Source organism: Sulfitobacter sp. GN1-4 (assembly GCF_055693825.1).
This window is the reverse complement of the sequence record NZ_JBVFUQ010000003.1, coordinates 31,446-50,834: the sequence shown is the minus strand read 5'-3', so window position 1 is coordinate 50,834 and position 19,389 is coordinate 31,446. Positions and strand designations below refer to the sequence as shown.

The window sequence follows — 19,389 nt, the reverse complement described above, 5'->3', positions numbered from 1 at the left end:
CATGCCGGTCATGGACCTGACACAGCCTCTGGCTTGCGGCATACCTTCCAAAACGGAGGTGCCTTATGACGATTCCCCCCGCAATGCGCGCTATGGTGACCATGGGTCACGGTGGCATGGACATGATACAGTTTCACGAAAGCTACCCCACCCCTGAACCAGCTGCGGGCGAGGTTCTGGTAAAGGTTGGGGCCTGCGGTTTGAACAATACCGACGTGAACACGCGGTCGGGCTGGTATTCCAAGACGGTGACGGAACCCACCACTGGCGATGCCTTTGAAGAGGTGGGTCAAGATGACCCCACTTGGGGCGGATCGCCTATCGTATTTCCACGCGTTCAGGGTGCGGATGTGTGCGGAGAGATTGTCGCTGTGGGTGCCGGGGTTGATACGGCCCGGATTGGTGAGCGGATTATCACGGACAATTGGCTGCGCGATCCGAGCGATCCTTTGAACAAAGGTAAATGTGGCTATTTCGGCTCTGAGCGTGATGGCGGTTTTGCTGAATATACGACAATTCCGTCCGTGAACGCGCTTGCGGTTACGTCTGATCTGTCGGACGCGGAGCTTGCGACGTTTTCATGTTCCTACTCCACCGCGGAAGGGATGCTGACACGGGCTGAGGTAACGTCAGCGGATACGGTCCTGGTGCCCGGTGCCTCAGGTGGAGTGGGTGGTGCGGTTGTTCAGCTGGCGAAGCGTCGTGGCGCGCGGGTGATTGCGATGGCCTCTGATGCCAAGCACGGGGATGTGGCCACGCTTGGCCCGGACATGATCATCGGGCGTGGGCCGGATGATCTGCGCGCCGCATTGGGCGATGAAAAGATCACCGTTGTCGCTGACGTGGTTGGTGGCCCGTATTGGCCCGAGCTGATTGAAATTTTGGAGCGCGGCGGACGTTATACATGCTCTGGGGCCATTGCCGGACCAATGGTGGATTTCGACCTGCGCACGTTCTATCTGCGCGATCTGACTTTTACCGGATCAACCGTGATTGACCCCGTCGTGATGGAAAACCTTGTGCGTTACATCGAAGCGGGTGAGATTAAACCTGCGCTTGCAGCCAGCTATGCTTTGGAAGACCTGCACGCCGCGCAGACCGCGTTCATTGCAAAAGAGCATACCGGCAACATCGTCGTGACGCCTTAACGCGGTCGAACACCCGACACGCGTCCATTCTCAGTGCCGGGGCAATACCCTGGCACAAGGAATCATTTCCGCTCAACCCAGCCTTTGAGGTTTTCTTCAATCGCATTGGAAAGCGCGTCGATGTGCAAAGGATCATCGTTGAGGCAGGGAATATATGTAAAATGCTCTCCGCCTGCTTCTTCGAAGCTTTCTTTGATCTCTTCGTTGATCTCTTCGAGCGTCTCAATGCAATCGGCTGAGAAGGCCGGGGCGCAGACGGCGATGTTCTTGTTGCCATGCTCGGCCTGGCGCGCGACTTCTTCGACGGTGTAGGGCTGCAGCCATTCCTCTGGCCCAAACTTGGACTGGAAGGTGGTCATGATTTCCGTGTCCTGCCAGCCCAAACGCTCTTTCAACAGGCGCGTCGTTTTCTGGCATTGGCAGTGATAAGGATCGCCCTCCATCAGGTAGCGCTGCGGTACGCCGTGGTAGGAACAGATCAGAATATCGGGCCGCTTTTCGGCTGCGGCATAGGCCCGCTCAATAGATTGGGCCAGCGCCTCGATGTAATCAGGACGGTCGAAATAAGGCTCAACCACACGCGCGATGGGCTGCCATTTCTCATGGCCGAGGGCCGCAAAAAACGCATCACATGCGGTGGCTGACGTCGCCCCGGCATAATGCGGATAAAGCGGGAAAAACAGGATCTTAGAGCATCCCGCCTTGGTCATCTCCGCCACCTTGGAGCGGGTAGAAGGGTTGCCATAGCGCATGCAGAAATCGACCATCACATCATCGCCAAACCGCTTTTTCATCTCGGCAGTGATCTTGGCGGTCTGTGCCTTGGTGATCGTCATCAGCGGGCTTTCGCCCTCTTCTTCATTCCAGATGGACTTATATGCAGCACCTGAGGTGAAGGGCCGTTTGGTCAGGATGATCAGCTGCAACAGGGGCTGCCAAAGCCAGGGCGAATAATCAATCACCCGGCGGTCTGACAGAAATTCCCCGAGATACCGACGCATCGACCAATAGTCATAATTGTCCGGTGTGCCCAGGTTGGCCACAAGCACACCGACCCGCTGACGGGGGACGGCGGGGTGATCTTCGTTTGCATGTGCGGGGCGCGCAGCTTGCATCTTGTGATCCTTAGATAAATCCATGCCCGTGGTCCTTAACGAAATCTCTCGCTGTCAGATAGAGGCGATCTGGAAATGGTCAATTGGGTAGTTTTGTCTCAGCTGTGCCAAGCGCATCTGCAAGACGTTGTTGTGCAGATCCAGGGCGCAAAGGTTTGGGTTGATGATCTGCGGGGGCCCATCCGGTGAGAAAGATCAGCTCAAAGGTTGCGGTGATCCGGCCCTCATCGGTGGCAAAGTTGTCGCGGTAGAGCGTCGCGGCACGGTCAAAGACCGCGCGCCGGGTGGGTTGGCGCAGCCGCGAGTGCAGCGCGTTTGTCTCTCCCATTGCGCGCAGATCGCGCATCAAGGCCCAGATATCCGCATAGCTCACCGCCAGCGGCACCGCATCTGCAACAGGCAGGGCAAAGCCCGCACGTTGCAACAAACCGCCCAGGTCCCGCAATTCACCCATCGGTGCGATGCGGGGTGACAGACCGCCCGTGATCTCAACCTCTGCCTGCCCCAGACAGGCGCGCAATTCATGCAAGGTTTGTCCGCCAAAAGATGCACTCAGAAACAACCCATCCGGTTTCAGCGCGCGACGGCATTGGATCAATTGCCCCACCGGATCGTTGGCCCAGTGAAGGCACATCGCGTGGACAACCAGATCATGCTGCGCTTGACCGATATCCAGGGTTTCGCGGTCTGCAATCATGAGTGCGTTTGGCACGACATCTGACCAGCTCTTTGCAAAACCGGTCACAATCGCAGGCGCGGTAAACGGCATATTAACTGTCTTTAGCCGATCCTCGATCTCATCAGCTGCGGCGCGGTGCAAAAACAACGCATCCTCCGTCGCACGCTGGCGGCGGCTGTGCAGCGCGTGCACATCTGTCATGAGGGGTCTTTCAGTCATTGGGGTCACATATGGCGTTGTTGGACAGGTTGCAAACCGGGCTTGATGCGGTTTATCCGCCGCGCTGCCTGACCTGCGGTGATGTTGTCGATGGTGACTATGGCCTGTGCGGCAGTTGCTGGCGCGAAGCCGCTTTTATTGGCGGCACGGTGTGCGACAGTTGCGGCGTGCCCCTGCCGGGGGAGGTGGGAAATGAGGCCGTCACTTGTGACAGCTGCATGCACGCCCCGCCGCCCTGGTCACGTGGGCGTGCCGCTCTGCTTTACCGCGACACGGGGCGCAAACTGGTGCTGGCGCTTAAACACGGGGACCGGCAAGAGATTGCGCGCCCCGCCGGGCTTTGGCTGGCACAGGCGGCGGCCCCTTTGATCACGCCCAACACATTGATTGCGCCGGTGCCTCTGCATTGGCAGCGGATGATCAAACGCCGCTTTAATCAGTCTGCGCTGCTGGCCAAAGCCCTGGCGCGGCAGGTGGACCGGCCCATGGCCCCCGATCTGCTGCAACGCTTTCGCCGCACCCGCACGCTTGATGGTTTGGGTCGGGTCGAACGCCAAGAGGCTGTTGAAAACAGCATCCGCGTCCACCCACACCGCCGCCACCGGTTGATTGGCCGACCGGTCCTGATTGTCGATGATGTCATGACCTCCGGGGCCACGCTCGCGGCCTGCACGCAGGCCTGCCGTGATGCCGGTGCAGGGCCGATATGCGTTGTGACACTGGCGCGGGTGGCCAAAGACGCTTAAATGACCTTTCAACACCGCTGTTGAAAGGACCGGGTCATGAAACCTGTCGAAATCTACACCTCCCCGCTTTGTGGCTTCTGCCATGCTGCAAAACGCTTGCTGAACAGCAAAGGCGTTGACTTCAGCGAGGTTGACGTGCTGGCCGAACCCGCCCGCAAGGCCGAGATGATTGCCCGCGCAAATGGTGGCCGCACCGTGCCTCAGATCTTTATTGGCGATACCCATGTGGGCGGCTGCGATGATCTTTACGCGCTTGAGCAAGCCGGCAAGCTTGACCCCTGCTGGCCGCATAATGCGGGGGGCTATTCTACAGCTGAACGTCACGGATGATCCGGCCGTTAACCTACCCACCACCCGCGCAATGCTGCGCGACGCGGTGGCAGAGGGGGCTGAGTTCATTCTGACGCCCGAAGTGACCAACTGTATATCCACCAGCCGCGCCCACCAGCAGGATGTGCTGCAGTATCAAGAAGACGACATCACCCTCGCCGCCCTGCGGGCCGAGGCGCAAGCCGCAGGCATCTGGCTGCTGATCGGCTCGCTCGGGCTGAAAACCAACGATGCTGATGGCCGTTTTGCCAACAGGTCTTTCGTGATTGACCCCCAGGGTCAGATCGTTACGTCCTATGACAAAATCCACATGTTCGATGTGCAGATCAGCGCCACGGAAACCTGGAAAGAATCCGAAGGATACCGGCCAGGTGAAACCGCTGTGGTGGCCGATACCTCTTTTGCCAAAATCGGCATGTCGGTCTGTTATGACGTGCGCTTTTCCCACCTCTACCGGGCGCTGGCCAAGGCGGGTGCGCAGATCCTGACCGTGCCTGCGGCCTTTTCGCCGGTGACGGGTGCGGCGCATTGGCATGCGCTGCTGCGCGCCCGGGCCATCGAATCGGGTTGTTTCGTGATTGCCCCTGCGCAAACCGGCACCCACGCCAGCAACTCCCACAAGACGCGCGATACCTATGGTCATTCTTTGGTCGTTGATCCCTGGGGAGAGGTTCTTTTGGATGCAGGCACCGCGCCTGGCGTTTACAAGTTTGATTTGGATATGAAAAAAGGGGACGACGCACGACGCAAGGTGCCCAGCCTTGCCAATGCGCGCGACTTTTCTGGCCCCTAAGCGGCCTCTGACCCGGACAGTGCATGGCACAAGATAAAAATACCCTGGCGATCATGTTGTTCAGCGAACTGCTGGCGGCCGATCACGCCATGCGCGGGCGGCTTAGCCGGGTCTTGCCCAAGGGCATGGAAATCTCGCATTTTTCTGTGCTGAACCATCTTGCACGCCAACGTGAACAAACCTCTCCAGCGCGGCTGGCTGAACGGTTTGGGGTCACACGCGGTGCGATGACCAACACCCTGAACAAGCTGGAGTGGGCGGGATACGTCAATATCAGTCCCGATTGGGATGATGCCCGCCGTAAAATCGTGGCGATCAGCCCCGCAGGCCGCTTGGCGCGAGATACGGCCATGTCTGCCATCACACCGATGATCAATGAAGTGGTCGAAGCGCTGGGCGAAGATCACGCGCGCGCCGCCCTGCCCATCTTGCGCGAAATCCGGGAAAAGCTCGTTTAGCGCGCTTCCGTCAGATGCCTGGGCCCCCGTGGGCCATAACATCCGTTTCACGGGCTGATAGGTTGCATTTGAGTTGTAGTTTGAAAGATGAAGCGAAACGGCGCGCTTCATCTTTCCACTATAACTTATTCAAAGATCTCATCCAAAAACCGACCTTCGCGGGCCAGTACACTACGCGGGTCGCAAACTTGCGGTGACGTAATTCACGCTCAAATCGCGGTCTGAAAGGCCCCAGGTCCAGGCGATCGGGTTGAACACAAACCCCTTGCGGTCCACAGGCTCCATCCCGGCTTCGCTCATCAGGTTAAAAAGCTCGTCCGGTGTGATGAACTTGGACCATTCATGTGTCCCTTTGGGCAGCCAGCGCATGATGTGCTCTGCGCCAATGATCGCCATGACATAGGACTTGGGGTTGCGGTTGATGGTAGAGCAAATATGCAATCCGCCTGGTTTGAGCAGATCATGACAGGCGCGCAGGTAGTCGATGGGGGAGGCCACATGTTCGACCACTTCCATGTTCAGCACCACGTCGAACTGTTCCCCAGCAGCAGACATGTCTTCGGCGGTGGTGTGGCGGTAATCAATATCCAGCCCGGATTGTTCTGCATGGATGCGCGCCACGGGAATATTGCCCGCCGCCGCGTCAGCACCCACAACCTCGGCCCCCAACCGTGCCATAGGTTCTGACAGCAGACCGCCACCGCATCCGATATCAAGGATACGCAGCCCTTTGAAAGGTTGGGCTCCCTTCAGATCGCGGTCAAATTCTGCTGCGATTTGCTGGGTGATGTAATCCAACCGGCAGGGGTTGAGCATGTGCAGCGGTTTGAACTTACCGTTCAGATCCCACCACTCAGCCGCCATTGCCTCAAATTTCGCAATTTCACCTGCATCAACTGTTGTTTGCGCAGTTTGCATCATGCGCTCCCTATGTTCTTCATCTCTCCAGAGCTATATAGGGCGGTGATGGATAAGTTTCCCGACCAAAAACGCGCTGTGCAGTACCTTTACCCGCCGATTGACCCGTTTGATCAGCGGATGCTGGCCGTGGGTCAGGGCCATCAGGTCTATATGGAGCAATGTGGCAACCCGGATGGCATTCCGGTTGTTGTGCTACATGGTGGGCCCGGCGGGGGGTGCAGCCCCTCTATGCGGCGTTATTTTGATCCGCAGATCTTTCGGGTGATCCTGTTTGACCAACGCGGCTGTGGCCGTTCACGCCCGCATGCCAGTGTGACGGACAACACGACGTGGCATCTGGTCGCAGACATCGAAATGATTCGCCGCGAGCTGGGAATTGAGCAGTGGGTGGTCTTTGGCGGCTCTTGGGGGGCGACGCTTTCGTTGATCTATGCCCAGACCCATCCAGAGGCGGTGCGCAATCTTGTGCTGCGCGGTGTGTTTTTGGCCACGCAAGCGGAGCTTGATTGGTTCTATGGCGGCGGGGCGGGCAAATTCTGGCCTGAGGTTTGGGAACGGTTTGTTGCCTTGATCCCGGAAGATGAGCGGGATGATTTGATTGCGGCCTATCACCGGCGGTTGTTTTCTGGTGACCTGCCGATGGAGCAACGCTATGGCCGGGCCTGGGCGGCCTGGGAGAACGCGTTGGCGTCGATCCATTCGTCAGGCGGCGGGCATGAGGGGCCTTCAGATTATGCGCGCGCCTTTTCGCGGCTAGAGAATCACTATTTCATCAATGGGGCGTTTTTGGAGTTTGATGGCCAAATCCTTGCCCACATGCCCCGAATTGCGGAGATCCCCGGGGTGATCGTACAGGGCCGCTATGACATGATTTGTCCGCCCAGCAGCGCCTATGCCTTGGCGCAAAACTGGCCTGCGGCCACGTTGAAGATGGTGCGCAATGCCGGCCATGCCTTGTCAGAGCCGGGGATTTCGGCTGAACTGGTGCGCGCGATGGATCAAATCGGAGCCTCTGCATGACCAAACGGTCCTCCCTTCTGGACAGACGTGCGCTTTTTCAAGCGCGGCTGCCGCAGCTTTGCTGGCGGCAACGGGTGTGTCTGCGGCGGGTGTGCCCCAGCGGGGCGGGCGGTTGCGCATGGCGCTGTCGGGCGCGTTGCGGACGGACAGTTGGCAGAGAGGCGATGGTCTTTTCATGCAGGTGGCCCGGCAGGGGTTGGTCTTTGACACGCTGACAGAGGTGGCTGCGGACGGGACCCTGCGACGCGAGCTGGCGTTGGATTGGACCGCTTCCAGCGACGCGCGCGTTTGGGAGTTTGATCTGCGCCAGGATGTGACCTTTCATGATGGCATGCCCTTCACCGCCACTGATGTAGTGGCGAGTGCTGCTGGCTTTGACCAGGGCGTTGTGACGGCGACTTCTGCGCATCACGTGACCTTTGATTTGCACGCGCCGGATCCCGCATTTGCGCTGCGTTTGGCGCAGCCTGAGTTTTATATCGCACCGGCCCACGCCCCGGGCAGCGGTATTGGCACCGGTCTTTATCAGGTCAAACACTTCACCCCCGGCCAGCGTTTGCTGACCCAGCGGGTGGCGCAGCACTACAAGGGTGAGACAGCCGGTTGGTTTGATGAGGTTGAGCTGACCTCCATCCCAGCTGAGCAGGTGCGCGGGCAGGCCTTGGCTGAATATATGGTGGATGCCGTGGATCTGCGCGATCCCGGTGCGCTGACCGATCTGCCGGACATCACCTTTCTGCCTAACCGGCGCAGGCCGACTGAGGCAGTATCGGCCGATGTGGCGCAGCCCAAAGTGGTAAGCGGCCTGCGTCCGCTGGATAACTTGCGGGCGGCAGAGCGGTGGTGGTTTGCGTAACCCCTTGCAGTTTGGCCCCCCACCCCGTATATCCCCTTCAACAGCGGCGCGTTCGGGTCCACACCAAACGCTCCACCGAAATCGCAAACGGGCCGCGCGCCCGTTTTTTTGTGCCTGAAAGCAAGATGACCAACACAGCGAACACGCTTATTGCCAAAGCCGCCATTGACCGCCGCATGGCCGAGATCATCACACCGGTGATTGAGGACATGGGGTTTGAGCTGGTGCGCGTGCGATTGATGTCGGGCAAGCAGACCATATTGCAGATCATGGCGGACCGCCCTGATGGCGGGATTGAGGTGGATGATCTGGCGCAGATCAACACCGCGATTGGCGCTGTGCTGGATGTCGAAGACCCGATTTTGGATGAATACACGCTTGAGGTCTCAAGCCCCGGCATCGACCGGCCGCTGACCCGGCTCAAGGATTTTGACGCCTTTGAGGGGTATGAGGCCAAGATTGAGACAGAAGAGCTGATCGATGGCCGTCGCCGCTTTAAGGGTGAGCTGGCGGGGATCGAGGGCGATGAGGTCCTGATTAACGTGGCTGAAGGCACCATCGGTCTGAAGTTTGATTGGCTGTCTGACGCCAAGCTTGTGCTCACTGATGAGCTGATCAGCGAAATGCTGCGCCAACGCAAAGCGTCAGGTGCGATCGACGAAACCAAATTTGATTCCATCGAAGAAGAACCCGCGGAGGGAGAAGACTAATGGCCATTACATCCGCCAACCAGCTTGAGCTGTTGCAAACTGCCGAGGCTGTGGCCCGCGAAAAGATGATCGACCCTGCGCTGGTCGTTGAGGCGATGGAAGAATCGCTGGCCCGCGCGGCCAAGTCCCGCTACGGTGCTGAAATGGACATCCGCGTGTCGATTGACCGCAAGACCGGTAAGGCGACCTTTACCCGCGTCCGCACTGTGGTTGAGGACGAAGAGCTTGAGAACTATCAGGCGGAGTTCACGGTTGAGCAAGCCAAGCAGTACATGGAAAACCCCGCCGTCGGGGATACCTTTGTCGAAGAGGTGCCCCCGGTTGAGATGGGCCGGATCGCCGCCCAGTCTGCCAAGCAGGTGATCTTGCAAAAGGTTCGCGAAGCGGAGCGGGATAAGCAGTACGAAGAATTCAAAGACCGCGTTGGTACGATCATCAACTGCCAGGTCAAACGTGAAGAATATGGCAACGTCATCGTTGATATGAACCCTGGCGAAGGCATCCTGCGCCGCAACGAAAAGATTGGCCGCGAAAGCTATCGCCCGAATGACCGCATCCGCGTCTACATCAAGGACGTGCGCCGCGAACAGCGTGGGCCACAGATTTTCCTTAGCCGTACCGCGCCTGAGTTCATGGCAGAGCTGTTCAAAATGGAAGTGCCAGAGATTTACGATGGCATCATTGAGATCAAGGCCGTCGCCCGTGACCCCGGTTCGCGCGCCAAGATTGCTGTGATTTCCTATGATGGGTCGATTGACCCGGTGGGGGCCTGTGTGGGTATGCGCGGCTCTCGGGTTCAGGCGGTTGTGAACGAACTGCAGGGTGAAAAGATCGACATCATCCCTTGGAACGAAGATCAGCCAACCTTCTTGGTCAACGCTTTGCAGCCTGCTGAGGTGTCCAAGGTGGTTCTGGACGAAGAGGCCGGCAAGATCGAAGTTGTCGTGCCCGAAGAACAGCTGAGCCTGGCGATTGGCCGTCGGGGTCAGAACGTGCGTCTGGCGTCTCAGCTGACCGCGCTTGATATCGACATCATGACAGAAGAGCAGGAAAGCGCGCGCCGTCAGGCTGAATTTGAACAGCGCACCAAGCTCTTTATGGACACGCTGGATCTGGACGAATTCTTTGCCCAGCTCTTGGTGGCCGAAGGCTTCACCAACCTCGAAGAAGTGGCCTATGTCGAAGTGGACGAACTGCTGGTCATTGACGGTGTGGACGAAGACACCGCGAATGAGCTGCAGGCCCGCGCCCGTGATGTGCTGGAAGCACAGAACAAAGCGGCCCTGGAAGCGGCCCGCGCCTTGGGCGTTGAGGACAGCCTGGTTGAATTTGAGGGTCTGACCCCCCAGATGATTGAAGCGCTGGCGAAAGACGATGTGAAAACGCTGGAAGATTTCGCCACCTGCGCGGACTGGGAACTGGCCGGCGGCTGGACCACCGTGAATGGTGAACGTGTGAAGGATGACGGCACGCTGGAATCCTTCGGCATCACTTTGGAAGAAGCGCAGGATCTGATCATGACCGCCCGCGTCATGCTGGGCTGGGTCGATCCGGCAGATCTGGAAGCGGACGCCGAAGAAGGTGCGGAAGAGGGCGAAGACGCCCAGGAGGCCGAGGCCTGATTTCAGGCCTCGGTTGGCCAAGATGGGTCGCGGTGGCGCCTCAAAAGACCGCTCTGACGGTCCTGACCGCAAGTGCATTGCCACAGGCGAGGTGCAGCCAAAACATGGCTTGATCCGCTTTGTGGTGGGGCCCGAAGGCCAGATCGTGCCGGATGTTTTGGGCAAACTGCCGGGCCGCGGCATCTTTGTGGCTGCAGACCGTGCAGCGCTGGACCTGGCGGTCAAGAAAAAGCTCTTTGCCCGCGGGGCCAAGGCGCAAGTCACCGTGCCAGACGGGCTGGTGGATGAGGTTGAGCGCCAGCTGGCCCACCGGGTGGTTGAGCTGATCTCGCTCCAGCGCAAAGGCGGCCGTGCGGTGGCCGGATATGAAAAGGTGAAATCCTGGCTTCAAACCGAAGAAGCTGAGGTGTTGATCCAGGCCAGCGACGGCTCTGGGCGGGGCAAATCGAAACTAAGCACCCCGCATTACGGCCATTACATTGGGGTTTTGACCTCAGATGAATTGGGTTTGGCATTCGGTCGCCAAACTGTGATACATGGGGCGCTCGCCTCTGGTGGACTCACTCTGCGTGTTGTAGAGGAGGCCCAACGACTTAAAGGCGTGCGCAAAATTGAGGGTGGCGATACGGCCAGCCCGAAAGGATAGACGAGCTACATGAGCGATAGTGACGGCAGAAAGACATTGGGTTTGGGCGGTTCGCGCCCCAGCAACGTAAAGCAGAGCTTTAGCCACGGGCGGACAAAAAACGTCGTAGTGGAAACAAAGCGCAAGCGCGTTGTGGTGCCCAAGCCGGGCGCGGCGAAACCTGCGGGTGCGGGTGGAAAACCTGTGGGCGATCCGTCCAAGCGACCCGCTGGCATCTCTGACGCTGAGATGGAGCGCCGGCTGAAGGCTGTTCAGGCCGCCAAGGCGCGCGAGCAGGAAGAAGCCGCTGCCCGCGAAGCCGAAGAAAAGGCCCGCGCAGAAGACCGTGAGCGCCGCCGCGCCGAACAGGAAGCCAAAGAAAAGGCAGACCGCGAACGCGAAGAATCCCTCAAGGCGAAAGCCGAGGAAGAAGAACGCGCCCGCCGTGAAGCCGCCGCTGCCGCCCGGGCCGCTGCCGCCGCACCAGTTGAGCCTGTTGCTGCCCGTGCGCCTGCAACCAAGCAAGCGCCTGCGCAAACGCCGCGCAAGTCTGATCGTGACCGCGAAGACACCAACAAAAAGAACCGTGGCGGTGACAACCGCCGCTCCGGCAAGCTGACCGTGAACCAGGCGCTGTCTGGTGGCGAGGGCGGACGCCAACGTTCCATGGCCGCCATGAAGCGCAAACAAGAGCGTGCGCGCCAAAAGGCGATGGGCGGCTCTGTTGAGCGTGAAAAGGTGGTGCGCGACGTACAATTGCCTGAGGCGATTGTGGTGTCTGAACTGGCCAACCGGATGGCCGAACGTGTGGGAGATGTTGTCAAAGCGCTGATGAACAACGGCATGATGGTCACGCAGAACCAGACGATTGATGCCGACACAGCAGAACTCATCATCGAAGAGTTCGGCCACAAGGTGACCCGCGTCTCTGATGCTGACGTCGAAGACGTGATCAAAGAGGTTGAAGACAAAGCCGAAGATCTCAAATCCCGGCCCCCTGTCATCACCATCATGGGCCACGTTGACCACGGTAAGACATCTCTCTTGGATGCGATCCGCAACGCCAAAGTTGTGTCTGGCGAAGCAGGCGGGATCACCCAGCACATCGGTGCCTATCAGGTGAAAACCGATGATGGCACGGTGCTGTCCTTCCTTGATACGCCGGGCCACGCGGCCTTTACCTCCATGCGTTCGCGCGGTGCTCAGGTCACGGATATCGTGGTTCTGGTGGTGGCTGCGGACGATGCGGTGATGCCGCAGACAATCGAAGCGATCAACCACGCCAAAGCGGCAGAAGTGCCGATGATCGTGGCGATCAACAAGATCGACAAGCCTGAGGCCAACCCAGACAAGGTGCGCACCGATTTGCTGCAACACGAAGTGATCGTGGAAAAGCTGTCCGGTGATGTTCAGGACGTTGAAGTGTCTGCCATGAACGGTAAGGGCCTGGATCAGCTGCTGGAAGCGATTGCGCTGCAGGCCGAGATCTTGGAGCTGAAAGCGAACCCAGATCGCGCCGCTGTTGGTGCCGTGATTGAGGCCCAGCTGGACGTGGGCCGCGGCCCTGTGGCGACAGTTCTGGTACAGAACGGCACGCTGCGTCAGGGCGACATCTTTGTTGTGGGTGAGCAGTACGGCAAGGTCCGCGCGCTGATCAACGACAAAGGCGAGCGGGTGAAAGAAGCCGCACCTTCGGTGCCGGTTGAGGTGCTTGGCCTGAACGGCACGCCCGAAGCGGGCGATGTGTTGAACGTGACAGAAACCGAAGCCCAGGCGCGTGAGATTGCCGATTACCGTGAGAAAGCCGCGAAAGACAAACGCGCGGCGGCCGGTGCGGCGACGACCCTGGAACAGCTGATGGCGAATGCCAAGGCCGATGAAAACGTCTCTGAACTGCCCATTTTGGTCAAAGCCGATGTGCAGGGTTCTGCTGAAGCGATCGTGCAAGCGATGGAGAAGATCGGCAACGATGAGGTACGCGTGCGCGTGCTGCACTCTGGTGTGGGCGCGATCACGGAAACAGACGTGGGTCTGGCCGAAGCCTCAGGCGCGCCGATCATGGGCTTTAACGTCCGTGCTAACGCCTCTGCCCGGAACACGGCGAACCAAAAGGTGTTGAGATCCGATACTACTCCGTCATCTACGACCTTGTGGATGACGTAAAAGCAGCGGCCTCTGGTCTGTTGAGCGCTGAGATCAAAGAGAACTTCATTGGCTACGCCAATATCAAAGAGGTCTTTAAGGTCACGGGCGTTGGCAAGGTTGCCGGCTGTCTGGTCACCGAAGGTGTCGCGCGCCGCTCTGCTGGTGTGCGTCTGCTGCGCGACAACGTGGTGATCCACGAGGGTACCCTGAAAACGCTCAAGCGTTTCAAGGATGAGGTGCCAGAGGTACAATCCGGTCAGGAATGCGGCATGGCGTTTGAAAACTACGATGACATCCGCCCAGATGATGTGATCGAGATTTTCGAGCGGGAAGAAGTGACCCGGACACTGTAACGCCAAACCGCGTTGAGTTTTTAAAAAGGGGTTGCGTCAAAGCAGCCCCTTTTTGCTGTGATATACCCCCACAGGCCGCCGCTCTTTTTTGAAAGGGTGGCTTTTGAGTTATAAGGGAAAGATGAAGCGACACCGTCTCGCTTCATCTTTCTTCTAAAACTCAATCAACAGATGTTATTTGGATGCTACCGCCTGCGTTGGGCAGTCCCACCAGGGCAGCCGTACGCATTGGTTCAGAGCCAATCGCGCAAAATCGGGATCAGGGGAATATCCGCTTCTGGCATCGGGTAGTCCCGCAGATCACGGGCACGGACCCATTTCAGTGCCTGATTTTCCTTGGACATTGGCGTGCCTTCCCATTTCCGGCAGGCAAAAAGCGGCATCAGCAGATGGAAATCATCATAGCTGTGGCTCGCAAATGTCAGAGGTGCCAGACAAGACTGCCAGGTGTTGATCCCAAGCTCTTCTTCCAGCTCGCGGATCAGAGCGGCTTCTGGTGTTTCGCCAGGCTCAACTTTACCGCCGGGAAATTCCCATAGGCCTGCCATGGATTTGCCTTCGGGCCGCTGGGCCAGCAGAACGCGGCCGTCCACGTCGATCAGGGCAACTGCAGAGACAAGAACCGTTTTCATGAGCGGTAATCCGCGTTGATTTCAATATAGCCGTGGGTCAGATCGCAGGTCCAAACTGTGGATTTGCCGCCTCCGATGCCCAGATCAACACCGATGGTAATCTCCTGCCCCTTCATATGGGCAGCCGCCTCAACCTCACGATACTCGGGATGTTGCCAGCCGTTTTCGGCGACCAGCACATCGCCAAAACGGATGGAGAGGCGGTCGCGATCTGCTGTGGCCCCTGATTTGCCGATGGCCATCACAACGCGACCCCAATTTGGGTCTTCTCCTGCGATGGCCGTTTTGATCAGCGGGGAATTGGCGATGGACAGCGCGTGCTGCTTGGCTTCTGCATCCGTCAGCGCGCCGGTCACGCGCACCTCGACAAACTTTGTGGCCCCTTCACCATCGCGCACGACCTGGTGCGCAAGATCCAGCATCACGTCCCCCAACGCGCTGGAAAAGGCGAGGCTGTCTGAGGCATCGATGCCCGACGCGCCGGTTGCCGCAACAATCAGACTGTCAGAGGTGGAGGTATCGCTGTCCACGGTGATGCAGTTGAAGGTGAGATCGGCATGGGCGGCGACCATCGCTTGCAGCGCTGTTTGGTCCACCTGCGCATCGGTAAAGAGATAGACAAGCATCGTCGCCATATCCGGGGCGATCATGCCAGACCCCTTTGCGATGCCGACGATCTTGACCGGTTTTCCATCGACTTCGATGGTTTTTGCAGAACCTTTGGCAAAGGTGTCCGTTGTCATGATGGCCCGTGCGGCCTGCTCCACGGTGCTTGCGTCTTGGGCGGTGTGCAACTGGCCAATCACCGCAGTGATGCGCTCATGCGGTAAGGGTTCACCGATGACACCGGTGGAGGAGGTGAACACACGGTGCTCGGGCACATCGCAGGCTGTCGCAACGGCACCGGTGATCGCCTGGACCGCCTCCATGCCGCCCCGTCCGGTAAAAGCATTGGCGTTGCCTGAGTTTACCAAAATCGCGGCACCAGCATCTGACGGGCCGCCCATTTTGCCCTGGCAGTCCAAAACGGGGGCCGCGCGGGTTTGTGAGCGGGTGAAAACGCCGGCGATGGTTGTGCCCGGGGCCAACTCAGCCAACATCACGTCATCGCGGCCTTGGTATTTTACCCCGGCAGCTGCGGTGGCGAAGGTGACGCCGCCAACCTCAGGCAAATTGGGAAAGCTGGCAGGGGCGAGCGGGGAAACCTTGGTGATCTGCGCCAAAGCGGCTTACTCCAACCACTCGATGTTTTTGATGATGGCCGGGTCAATGCCTTCGGCCCCGCTTTGATCCACATCTGCTGCCGCTGTCACCTCTTCGATATAGGTTTGAACGCGGGTTTGACGGATCTGCAGCTCTAGCTCTTCACGGACGGATGCCATGGAAGGTGCTTCGATCTGGCGGGTTTCATTCAGCAAGATGACGTGCCAGCCAAACTGGGTTTCAACAGGGTCAGAGATGGCACCGGGTTCAAGCGCGATCACCGCTTCTTCGAAGCTGGGGACCATCATGCCCTTGCCGAACCAGCCCAATGATCCGCCGCCAGGGCCGGATGGCCCGGTGGAGCGTTCACGCGCCATTTCGGCAAAATCAGCGCCCTCATCCAGCTCTGCCTTGATGGCTTGTGCGGCCTCTTGGGTTTCAACCAGAATGTGCGAGGCGTTATATTCCTCACCCTGGTCTTGGCCTGCATATTGCGCGTCATAGGCTGCGACGATGTCAGCCTCATCTACGGGGGCTGCCATGGATTGTTCGATCGCTTCGGCGGCTGTCAGGGACCGTGTTTCGTTTTGCAGCGACAGGGTGACGCGTGCAGGAAGTTCACCGGTCAACGTGTCAGAGAGCGCTGTTTGTTGAACCAGCTGGTCCAGAATGCCCTCAAACAGGACCTCATCTGGCAGTTGCTGATACTGGTCTGGCAGACCGGCGCGCGCCACGATCATGTGACCCAATGTGATGTCTTTGCCGTTGACCGTGGCCACCACGGTTTCAAGCGTCATTTCATCCTGAGCAAAGCCCGGCACGGCCAAAGCGATGCTAAGTGCGGCGGATGCCAGAAATGTGAGGGGTTTTTGCATGCTTGTCCTACCTCTTGGCCCAGCAAAGGGCTGCTACATTGACAGTATTTGGTGCGGCCCTTACATCGCCTTTAACGGCGCACGCAAAAGCCTTGTTCGTCCATCTATCTATGGGCAGAACCCGCGCTGGGCAAGCAGATGGCGCGCACAATCACTTCTTCGTTTGGAGAGCATATGCTGGGTTTCGGAACAATCGCCAAAAAGGTCTTTGGCACGCCAAATGATCGCAAGATCAAAGCCGTGCGCCCGCTGGTGGACAAGATCAACGCGCTGGAGCCTGAGATCGAGAAGCTGAGCGATGATGGGCTTAAGGAAAAGACCGAAGAGCTGCGCAAGCGCGCCACCGGTGGCGAAGGCTTGGATGCCCTGCTGCCAGAGGCCTTTGCCAACTGCCGGGAGGCCGCGCGCCGTGCGCTAGGCATCCGTGCCTTTGACACGCAAATGATTGCGGCGATCTTTCTGCATCAAGGGAATATCTCAGAACAAAAGACGGGTGAGGGTAAAACCCTGACCGCGGCGCTGGCCGCCTATCTTAATGCGCTGACCGGCAAAGGTGTGCATGTGGTCACGGTGAACGAATACCTTGTTCAGCGGGATGCGGAATGGATGGGCAAGGTGTTTGCCGCCCTCGGCATGACTACTGGCGCGGCGATCTCTGGCCAGGGCACGCAGGAAAAGCATGACGCCTACAATTGCGACATCACCTATGCCACGAACAATGAACTAGGTTTCGACTATCTGCGCGACAACATGAAGTCGAACCTGGATGAGATCCTGCAAAAACACCACAACTTCGCCATTGTGGATGAGGTCGACAGCATCCTGATTGATGAAGCGCGCACGCCGCTGATCATCTCGGGCCCGGCCCAAGACCGCTCTGACATGTATTTGACCATCGACAAGCTGATCCCAGAGCTGGTGGATGAACATTTTGAGCTGGATGAAAAGACCCGCAACGTGACCTTTACCGACGATGGCAATGAGTTCCTTGAAGAGCTGTTGCACCAAAACGGTCTGATGGAAGAAGGCCAATCCCTTTATGATCCGGAAAGCACGACCATCGTGCACCACGTCAATCAGGGTCTGCGCGCGCATAAGCTCTTTATGAAAGACAAAGACTACATCGTTCGCGACGGTGAGATCATGCTGATCGACGAATTCACCGGACGGATGATGCAGGGGCGCCGTTTGTCCGACGGTTTGCATCAGGCGATTGAGGCCAAGGAAGGCTGTCAGATCCAGCCCGAGAACGTGACACTGGCCTCTGTGACCTTCCAGAACTACTTCCGCCTTTATAACAAGCTGGCCGGGATGACGGGGACCGCCCTGACCGAGGCAGAGGAATTTGGCCAGATCTACGGGCTGGGTGTTGTAGAAATCCCGACCAACTTGCCAGTTGCGCGGGTTGATGAGGATGATGAGGTTTACCGCACCGTTGGTGAGAAATATCAGGCGATGATCGGCAAGGCGAAAGAGGCCAACGCCAAGGGCCAGCCTTGCCTGATTGGTACAACCTCAATTGAGAAATCCGAACTGCTGAGCCAGATGCTGACGGCTGAAGGCATTGCGCACAACGTTCTGAACGCGCGCCAGCACGAACAAGAGGCGCAGATCATTGCGGATGCGGGCAAGCTGGGTGCGGTGACCATCGCCACCAACATGGCCGGTCGCGGCACGGACATTCAGCTGGGCGGCAACGTTGAGATGAAAGTGCTGGAGGCGATCACCGCAGATCCTGAGGCTGATCCAAACGATGTCCGCGCGCGGATTGAAGCGGAACACGCGGGTGAAAAGCAAAAGGTGCTGGAGGCCGGTGGCCTTTATGTCCTGGCGTCCGAACGGCATGAAAGCCGCCGGATCGACAACCAGCTGCGCGGCCGCTCTGGCCGTCAGGGTGACCCGGGCCGCACGTCTTTCTTCCTGTCATTGGAAGACGATCTGATGCGCATCTTCGGCTCTGAACGGCTGGAAAAGGTTCTGACCACCCTGGGCCTGAAGGAAGGCGAGGCGATCGTGCACCCCTGGGTGAACAAATCGCTGGAACGCGCGCAGGCCAAGGTTGAGGGCCGCAACTTTGACATCCGCAAACAGCTGTTGAAGTTCGATGACGTGATGAACGAACAGCGTAAGGTTATCTTTGGCCAGCGCCGCGACATCATGGAAAGTGATGATCTGTCAGAGGTGACCAACGACATGCGCTATCAGGTGATTGATGACCTGATTGAGACGTATATGCCGCCCAAAACCTACGCTGATCAGTGGGATACCGAAGGGTTCCAGGCGGCGGTTGCCGAACAGCTGAACATGGACCTGCCGGTCAAAGACTGGTGTGAGGAAGACGGCGTTGATGATGACGTGATCCGCGAACGGCTGAGTGAGGCCACGGACCAGATGATGGCCGAAAAGGCTGAGCGTTTTGGCGAAGAGAACATGCGCACCATCGAAAAGCAGATGTTGCTGCAGGTCATCGACAGCAAATGGCGCGACCACCTGACCACGCTTGAGCATCTGCGCTCAGTTGTGGGGTTCCGTGGCTATGCGCAGCGGGATCCGTTGAACGAATATAAAAACGAATCCTTCCAGCTTTTCGAAGGGATGTTGGACAGCCTGCGTCAGGAAGTGACGCAAAAGCTTGGCCAGATCCAACCGATGACCGAAGAAGAGCGCGCGGCCATGATGCAAGAGCTTGCAGCCCAACAGGCGGCCGTTGCTGCCGCACAGGCGCAAGCCGCGGCACCCGCTGACACAGCAGAGGATGCGCCAACGGGCGAACGCTTGCCCGGATTTGTTGAGGATGATCCATCAACTTGGGGCAACCCGGGCCGAAATGATCTGTGTCCCTGTGGATCCGGTAAGAAATTCAAGCACTGCCACGGTCGGTTGGCATAGCCTCTGCCCAGCTTTTGCCTAGAAATGCCCAAATCGTGGTCATAACCAGG

17 protein-coding genes and 1 pseudogene are annotated in these 19,389 nt (G+C 58.4%); 12 read left to right on the top strand and 6 right to left on the bottom strand.

The genetic code is table 11. From position 1 onward, the window contains the following. Positions 1–65: 65 nt before the first annotated feature. Complete coding sequence (locus ACZ1HM_RS00890) at positions 66–1,148, top strand: alcohol dehydrogenase family protein (RefSeq protein ID WP_472740610.1); 1,083 nt, start codon at positions 66–68, stop codon at positions 1,146–1,148. Positions 1,149–1,210: 62 nt separating this feature from the next. Here ACZ1HM_RS00890 and hemH read toward each other — a convergent pair whose 3' ends face one another. Further along, a complete protein-coding gene (gene hemH, locus ACZ1HM_RS00885; RefSeq protein ID WP_472744536.1) occupies positions 1,211–2,263 on the bottom strand; it encodes a ferrochelatase in 1,053 nt (350 codons plus the stop codon). 79 nt (positions 2,264–2,342) lie between these two features. Beyond that, positions 2,343–3,143 carry a methyltransferase domain-containing protein gene (locus tag ACZ1HM_RS00880; RefSeq protein ID WP_472740608.1) on the bottom strand — a complete coding sequence of 267 codons (801 nt, stop codon included), beginning with the start codon at positions 3,141–3,143 and terminating at the stop codon, positions 2,343–2,345. Between the two features lie 29 nt (positions 3,144–3,172). Between ACZ1HM_RS00880 and ACZ1HM_RS00875 the strand changes: the two genes are divergently transcribed. The 4 genes from ACZ1HM_RS00875 to ACZ1HM_RS00860 are packed head-to-tail and all read left to right on the top strand — an operon-like array spanning position 3,173 to position 5,488. Continuing rightward, complete coding sequence (locus ACZ1HM_RS00875; RefSeq protein WP_472740606.1) at positions 3,173–3,907, top strand: ComF family protein; 735 nt, start codon at positions 3,173–3,175, stop codon at positions 3,905–3,907. A 36-nt stretch (positions 3,908–3,943) separates the two neighbouring features. Then, positions 3,944–4,237: a glutaredoxin 3 gene (gene grxC / locus ACZ1HM_RS00870; RefSeq protein ID WP_472740604.1), complete on the top strand. Its 294-nt coding sequence runs from the start codon at positions 3,944–3,946 to the stop codon at positions 4,235–4,237. Next, positions 4,200–5,030, top strand: a complete 831-nt coding sequence (locus ACZ1HM_RS00865; RefSeq protein ID WP_472740602.1) for a carbon-nitrogen hydrolase family protein — start codon at positions 4,200–4,202, stop codon at positions 5,028–5,030. The genes grxC and ACZ1HM_RS00865 overlap by 38 nt, the downstream gene beginning before the upstream one ends. Before the next feature lie 23 nt (positions 5,031–5,053). Further along, on the top strand, positions 5,054–5,488 hold the full coding sequence (locus ACZ1HM_RS00860) for a MarR family winged helix-turn-helix transcriptional regulator (RefSeq protein ID WP_472740600.1): 435 nt from the start codon (positions 5,054–5,056) through the stop codon (positions 5,486–5,488). Between the two features lie 171 nt (positions 5,489–5,659). Here the strand turns inward: ACZ1HM_RS00860 and ubiG are convergent, their stop codons facing one another. Further along, positions 5,660–6,406, bottom strand: a complete 747-nt coding sequence (ubiG, locus tag ACZ1HM_RS00855) for a bifunctional 2-polyprenyl-6-hydroxyphenol methylase/3-demethylubiquinol 3-O-methyltransferase UbiG (protein WP_472740598.1) — start codon at positions 6,404–6,406, stop codon at positions 5,660–5,662. Positions 6,407–6,454: 48 nt separating this feature from the next. Between ubiG and pip the strand changes: the two genes are divergently transcribed. The 6 genes and pseudogenes from pip (at position 6,455) to infB (ending at position 13,740) form a co-directional block, all read left to right on the top strand. Then, positions 6,455–7,429, top strand: a complete 975-nt coding sequence (pip, locus tag ACZ1HM_RS00850; protein WP_472740596.1) for a prolyl aminopeptidase — start codon at positions 6,455–6,457, stop codon at positions 7,427–7,429. Between the two features lie 58 nt (positions 7,430–7,487). Continuing rightward, complete coding sequence (locus tag ACZ1HM_RS00845; RefSeq protein ID WP_472740594.1) at positions 7,488–8,285, top strand: ABC transporter substrate-binding protein; 798 nt, start codon at positions 7,488–7,490, stop codon at positions 8,283–8,285. A gap of 125 nt (positions 8,286–8,410) precedes the next feature. Continuing rightward, positions 8,411–8,995, top strand: coding sequence for a ribosome maturation factor RimP (gene rimP / locus ACZ1HM_RS00840; RefSeq protein ID WP_472740592.1), 585 nt, complete (start codon positions 8,411–8,413; stop codon positions 8,993–8,995). Further along, entirely contained in the window at positions 8,995–10,617 is a 1,623-nt protein-coding gene (gene nusA, locus ACZ1HM_RS00835; protein WP_472740590.1) for a transcription termination factor NusA, read from the top strand. Before rimP ends, nusA begins: the two co-directional genes overlap by 1 nt. Before the next feature lie 22 nt (positions 10,618–10,639). Continuing rightward, positions 10,640–11,263, top strand: a complete 624-nt coding sequence (locus ACZ1HM_RS00830; RefSeq protein WP_472740588.1) for an RNA-binding protein — start codon at positions 10,640–10,642, stop codon at positions 11,261–11,263. A gap of 9 nt (positions 11,264–11,272) precedes the next feature. After that, positions 11,273–13,740: pseudogene (gene infB, locus ACZ1HM_RS00825) on the top strand (translation initiation factor IF-2). A gap of 233 nt (positions 13,741–13,973) precedes the next feature. Here infB and mutT read toward each other — a convergent pair. Genes mutT through ACZ1HM_RS00810 form a run of 3 tightly spaced genes read right to left on the bottom strand, consistent with a single transcriptional unit; the run spans position 13,974 to position 16,450 of the window. Then, the gene (gene mutT, locus ACZ1HM_RS00820; RefSeq protein WP_472740586.1) at positions 13,974–14,372 is read right to left on the bottom strand and encodes an 8-oxo-dGTP diphosphatase MutT; all 399 of its coding nucleotides are present in this window, start codon (positions 14,370–14,372) and stop codon (positions 13,974–13,976) included. After that, on the bottom strand, positions 14,369–15,595 hold the full coding sequence (gene argJ / locus ACZ1HM_RS00815) for a bifunctional glutamate N-acetyltransferase/amino-acid acetyltransferase ArgJ (protein WP_472740584.1): 1,227 nt from the start codon (positions 15,593–15,595) through the stop codon (positions 14,369–14,371). Before argJ ends, mutT begins: the two co-directional genes overlap by 4 nt. A gap of 6 nt (positions 15,596–15,601) precedes the next feature. After that, positions 15,602–16,450, bottom strand: a complete 849-nt coding sequence (locus ACZ1HM_RS00810; protein ID WP_472740582.1) for a peptidylprolyl isomerase — start codon at positions 16,448–16,450, stop codon at positions 15,602–15,604. Between the two features lie 174 nt (positions 16,451–16,624). On the opposite strand from ACZ1HM_RS00810, the gene secA reads away from it, so the two are divergent. Then, positions 16,625–19,339: a preprotein translocase subunit SecA gene (gene secA / locus ACZ1HM_RS00805; RefSeq protein WP_472740580.1), complete on the top strand. Its 2,715-nt coding sequence runs from the start codon at positions 16,625–16,627 to the stop codon at positions 19,337–19,339. The last annotated feature ends 50 nt before the right edge of the window (positions 19,340–19,389 follow it).

Coding starts and splice junctions, on each gene's coding strand:
- ACZ1HM_RS00890 (WP_472740610.1), top strand. CDS start 66: ATGACGATTCCCCCCGCAATGCGCGCTATGGTGACCATGGGTCACGGT.
- hemH (WP_472744536.1), bottom strand. CDS start 2,263: ATGCAAGCTGCGCGCCCCGCACATGCAAACGAAGATCACCCCGCCGTC.
- ACZ1HM_RS00880 (WP_472740608.1), bottom strand. CDS start 3,143: ATGACAGATGTGCACGCGCTGCACAGCCGCCGCCAGCGTGCGACGGAG.
- ACZ1HM_RS00875 (WP_472740606.1), top strand. CDS start 3,173: ATGGCGTTGTTGGACAGGTTGCAAACCGGGCTTGATGCGGTTTATCCG.
- grxC (WP_472740604.1), top strand. CDS start 3,944: ATGAAACCTGTCGAAATCTACACCTCCCCGCTTTGTGGCTTCTGCCAT.
- ACZ1HM_RS00865 (WP_472740602.1), top strand. CDS start 4,200: ATGCGGGGGGCTATTCTACAGCTGAACGTCACGGATGATCCGGCCGTT.
- ACZ1HM_RS00860 (WP_472740600.1), top strand. CDS start 5,054: ATGGCACAAGATAAAAATACCCTGGCGATCATGTTGTTCAGCGAACTG.
- ubiG (WP_472740598.1), bottom strand. CDS start 6,406: ATGCAAACTGCGCAAACAACAGTTGATGCAGGTGAAATTGCGAAATTT.
- pip (WP_472740596.1), top strand. CDS start 6,455: ATGGATAAGTTTCCCGACCAAAAACGCGCTGTGCAGTACCTTTACCCG.
- rimP (WP_472740592.1), top strand. CDS start 8,411: ATGACCAACACAGCGAACACGCTTATTGCCAAAGCCGCCATTGACCGC.
- nusA (WP_472740590.1), top strand. CDS start 8,995: ATGGCCATTACATCCGCCAACCAGCTTGAGCTGTTGCAAACTGCCGAG.
- ACZ1HM_RS00830 (WP_472740588.1), top strand. CDS start 10,640: ATGGGTCGCGGTGGCGCCTCAAAAGACCGCTCTGACGGTCCTGACCGC.
- mutT (WP_472740586.1), bottom strand. CDS start 14,372: ATGAAAACGGTTCTTGTCTCTGCAGTTGCCCTGATCGACGTGGACGGC.
- ACZ1HM_RS00810 (WP_472740582.1), bottom strand. CDS start 16,450: ATGCAAAAACCCCTCACATTTCTGGCATCCGCCGCACTTAGCATCGCT.
- secA (WP_472740580.1), top strand. CDS start 16,625: ATGCTGGGTTTCGGAACAATCGCCAAAAAGGTCTTTGGCACGCCAAAT.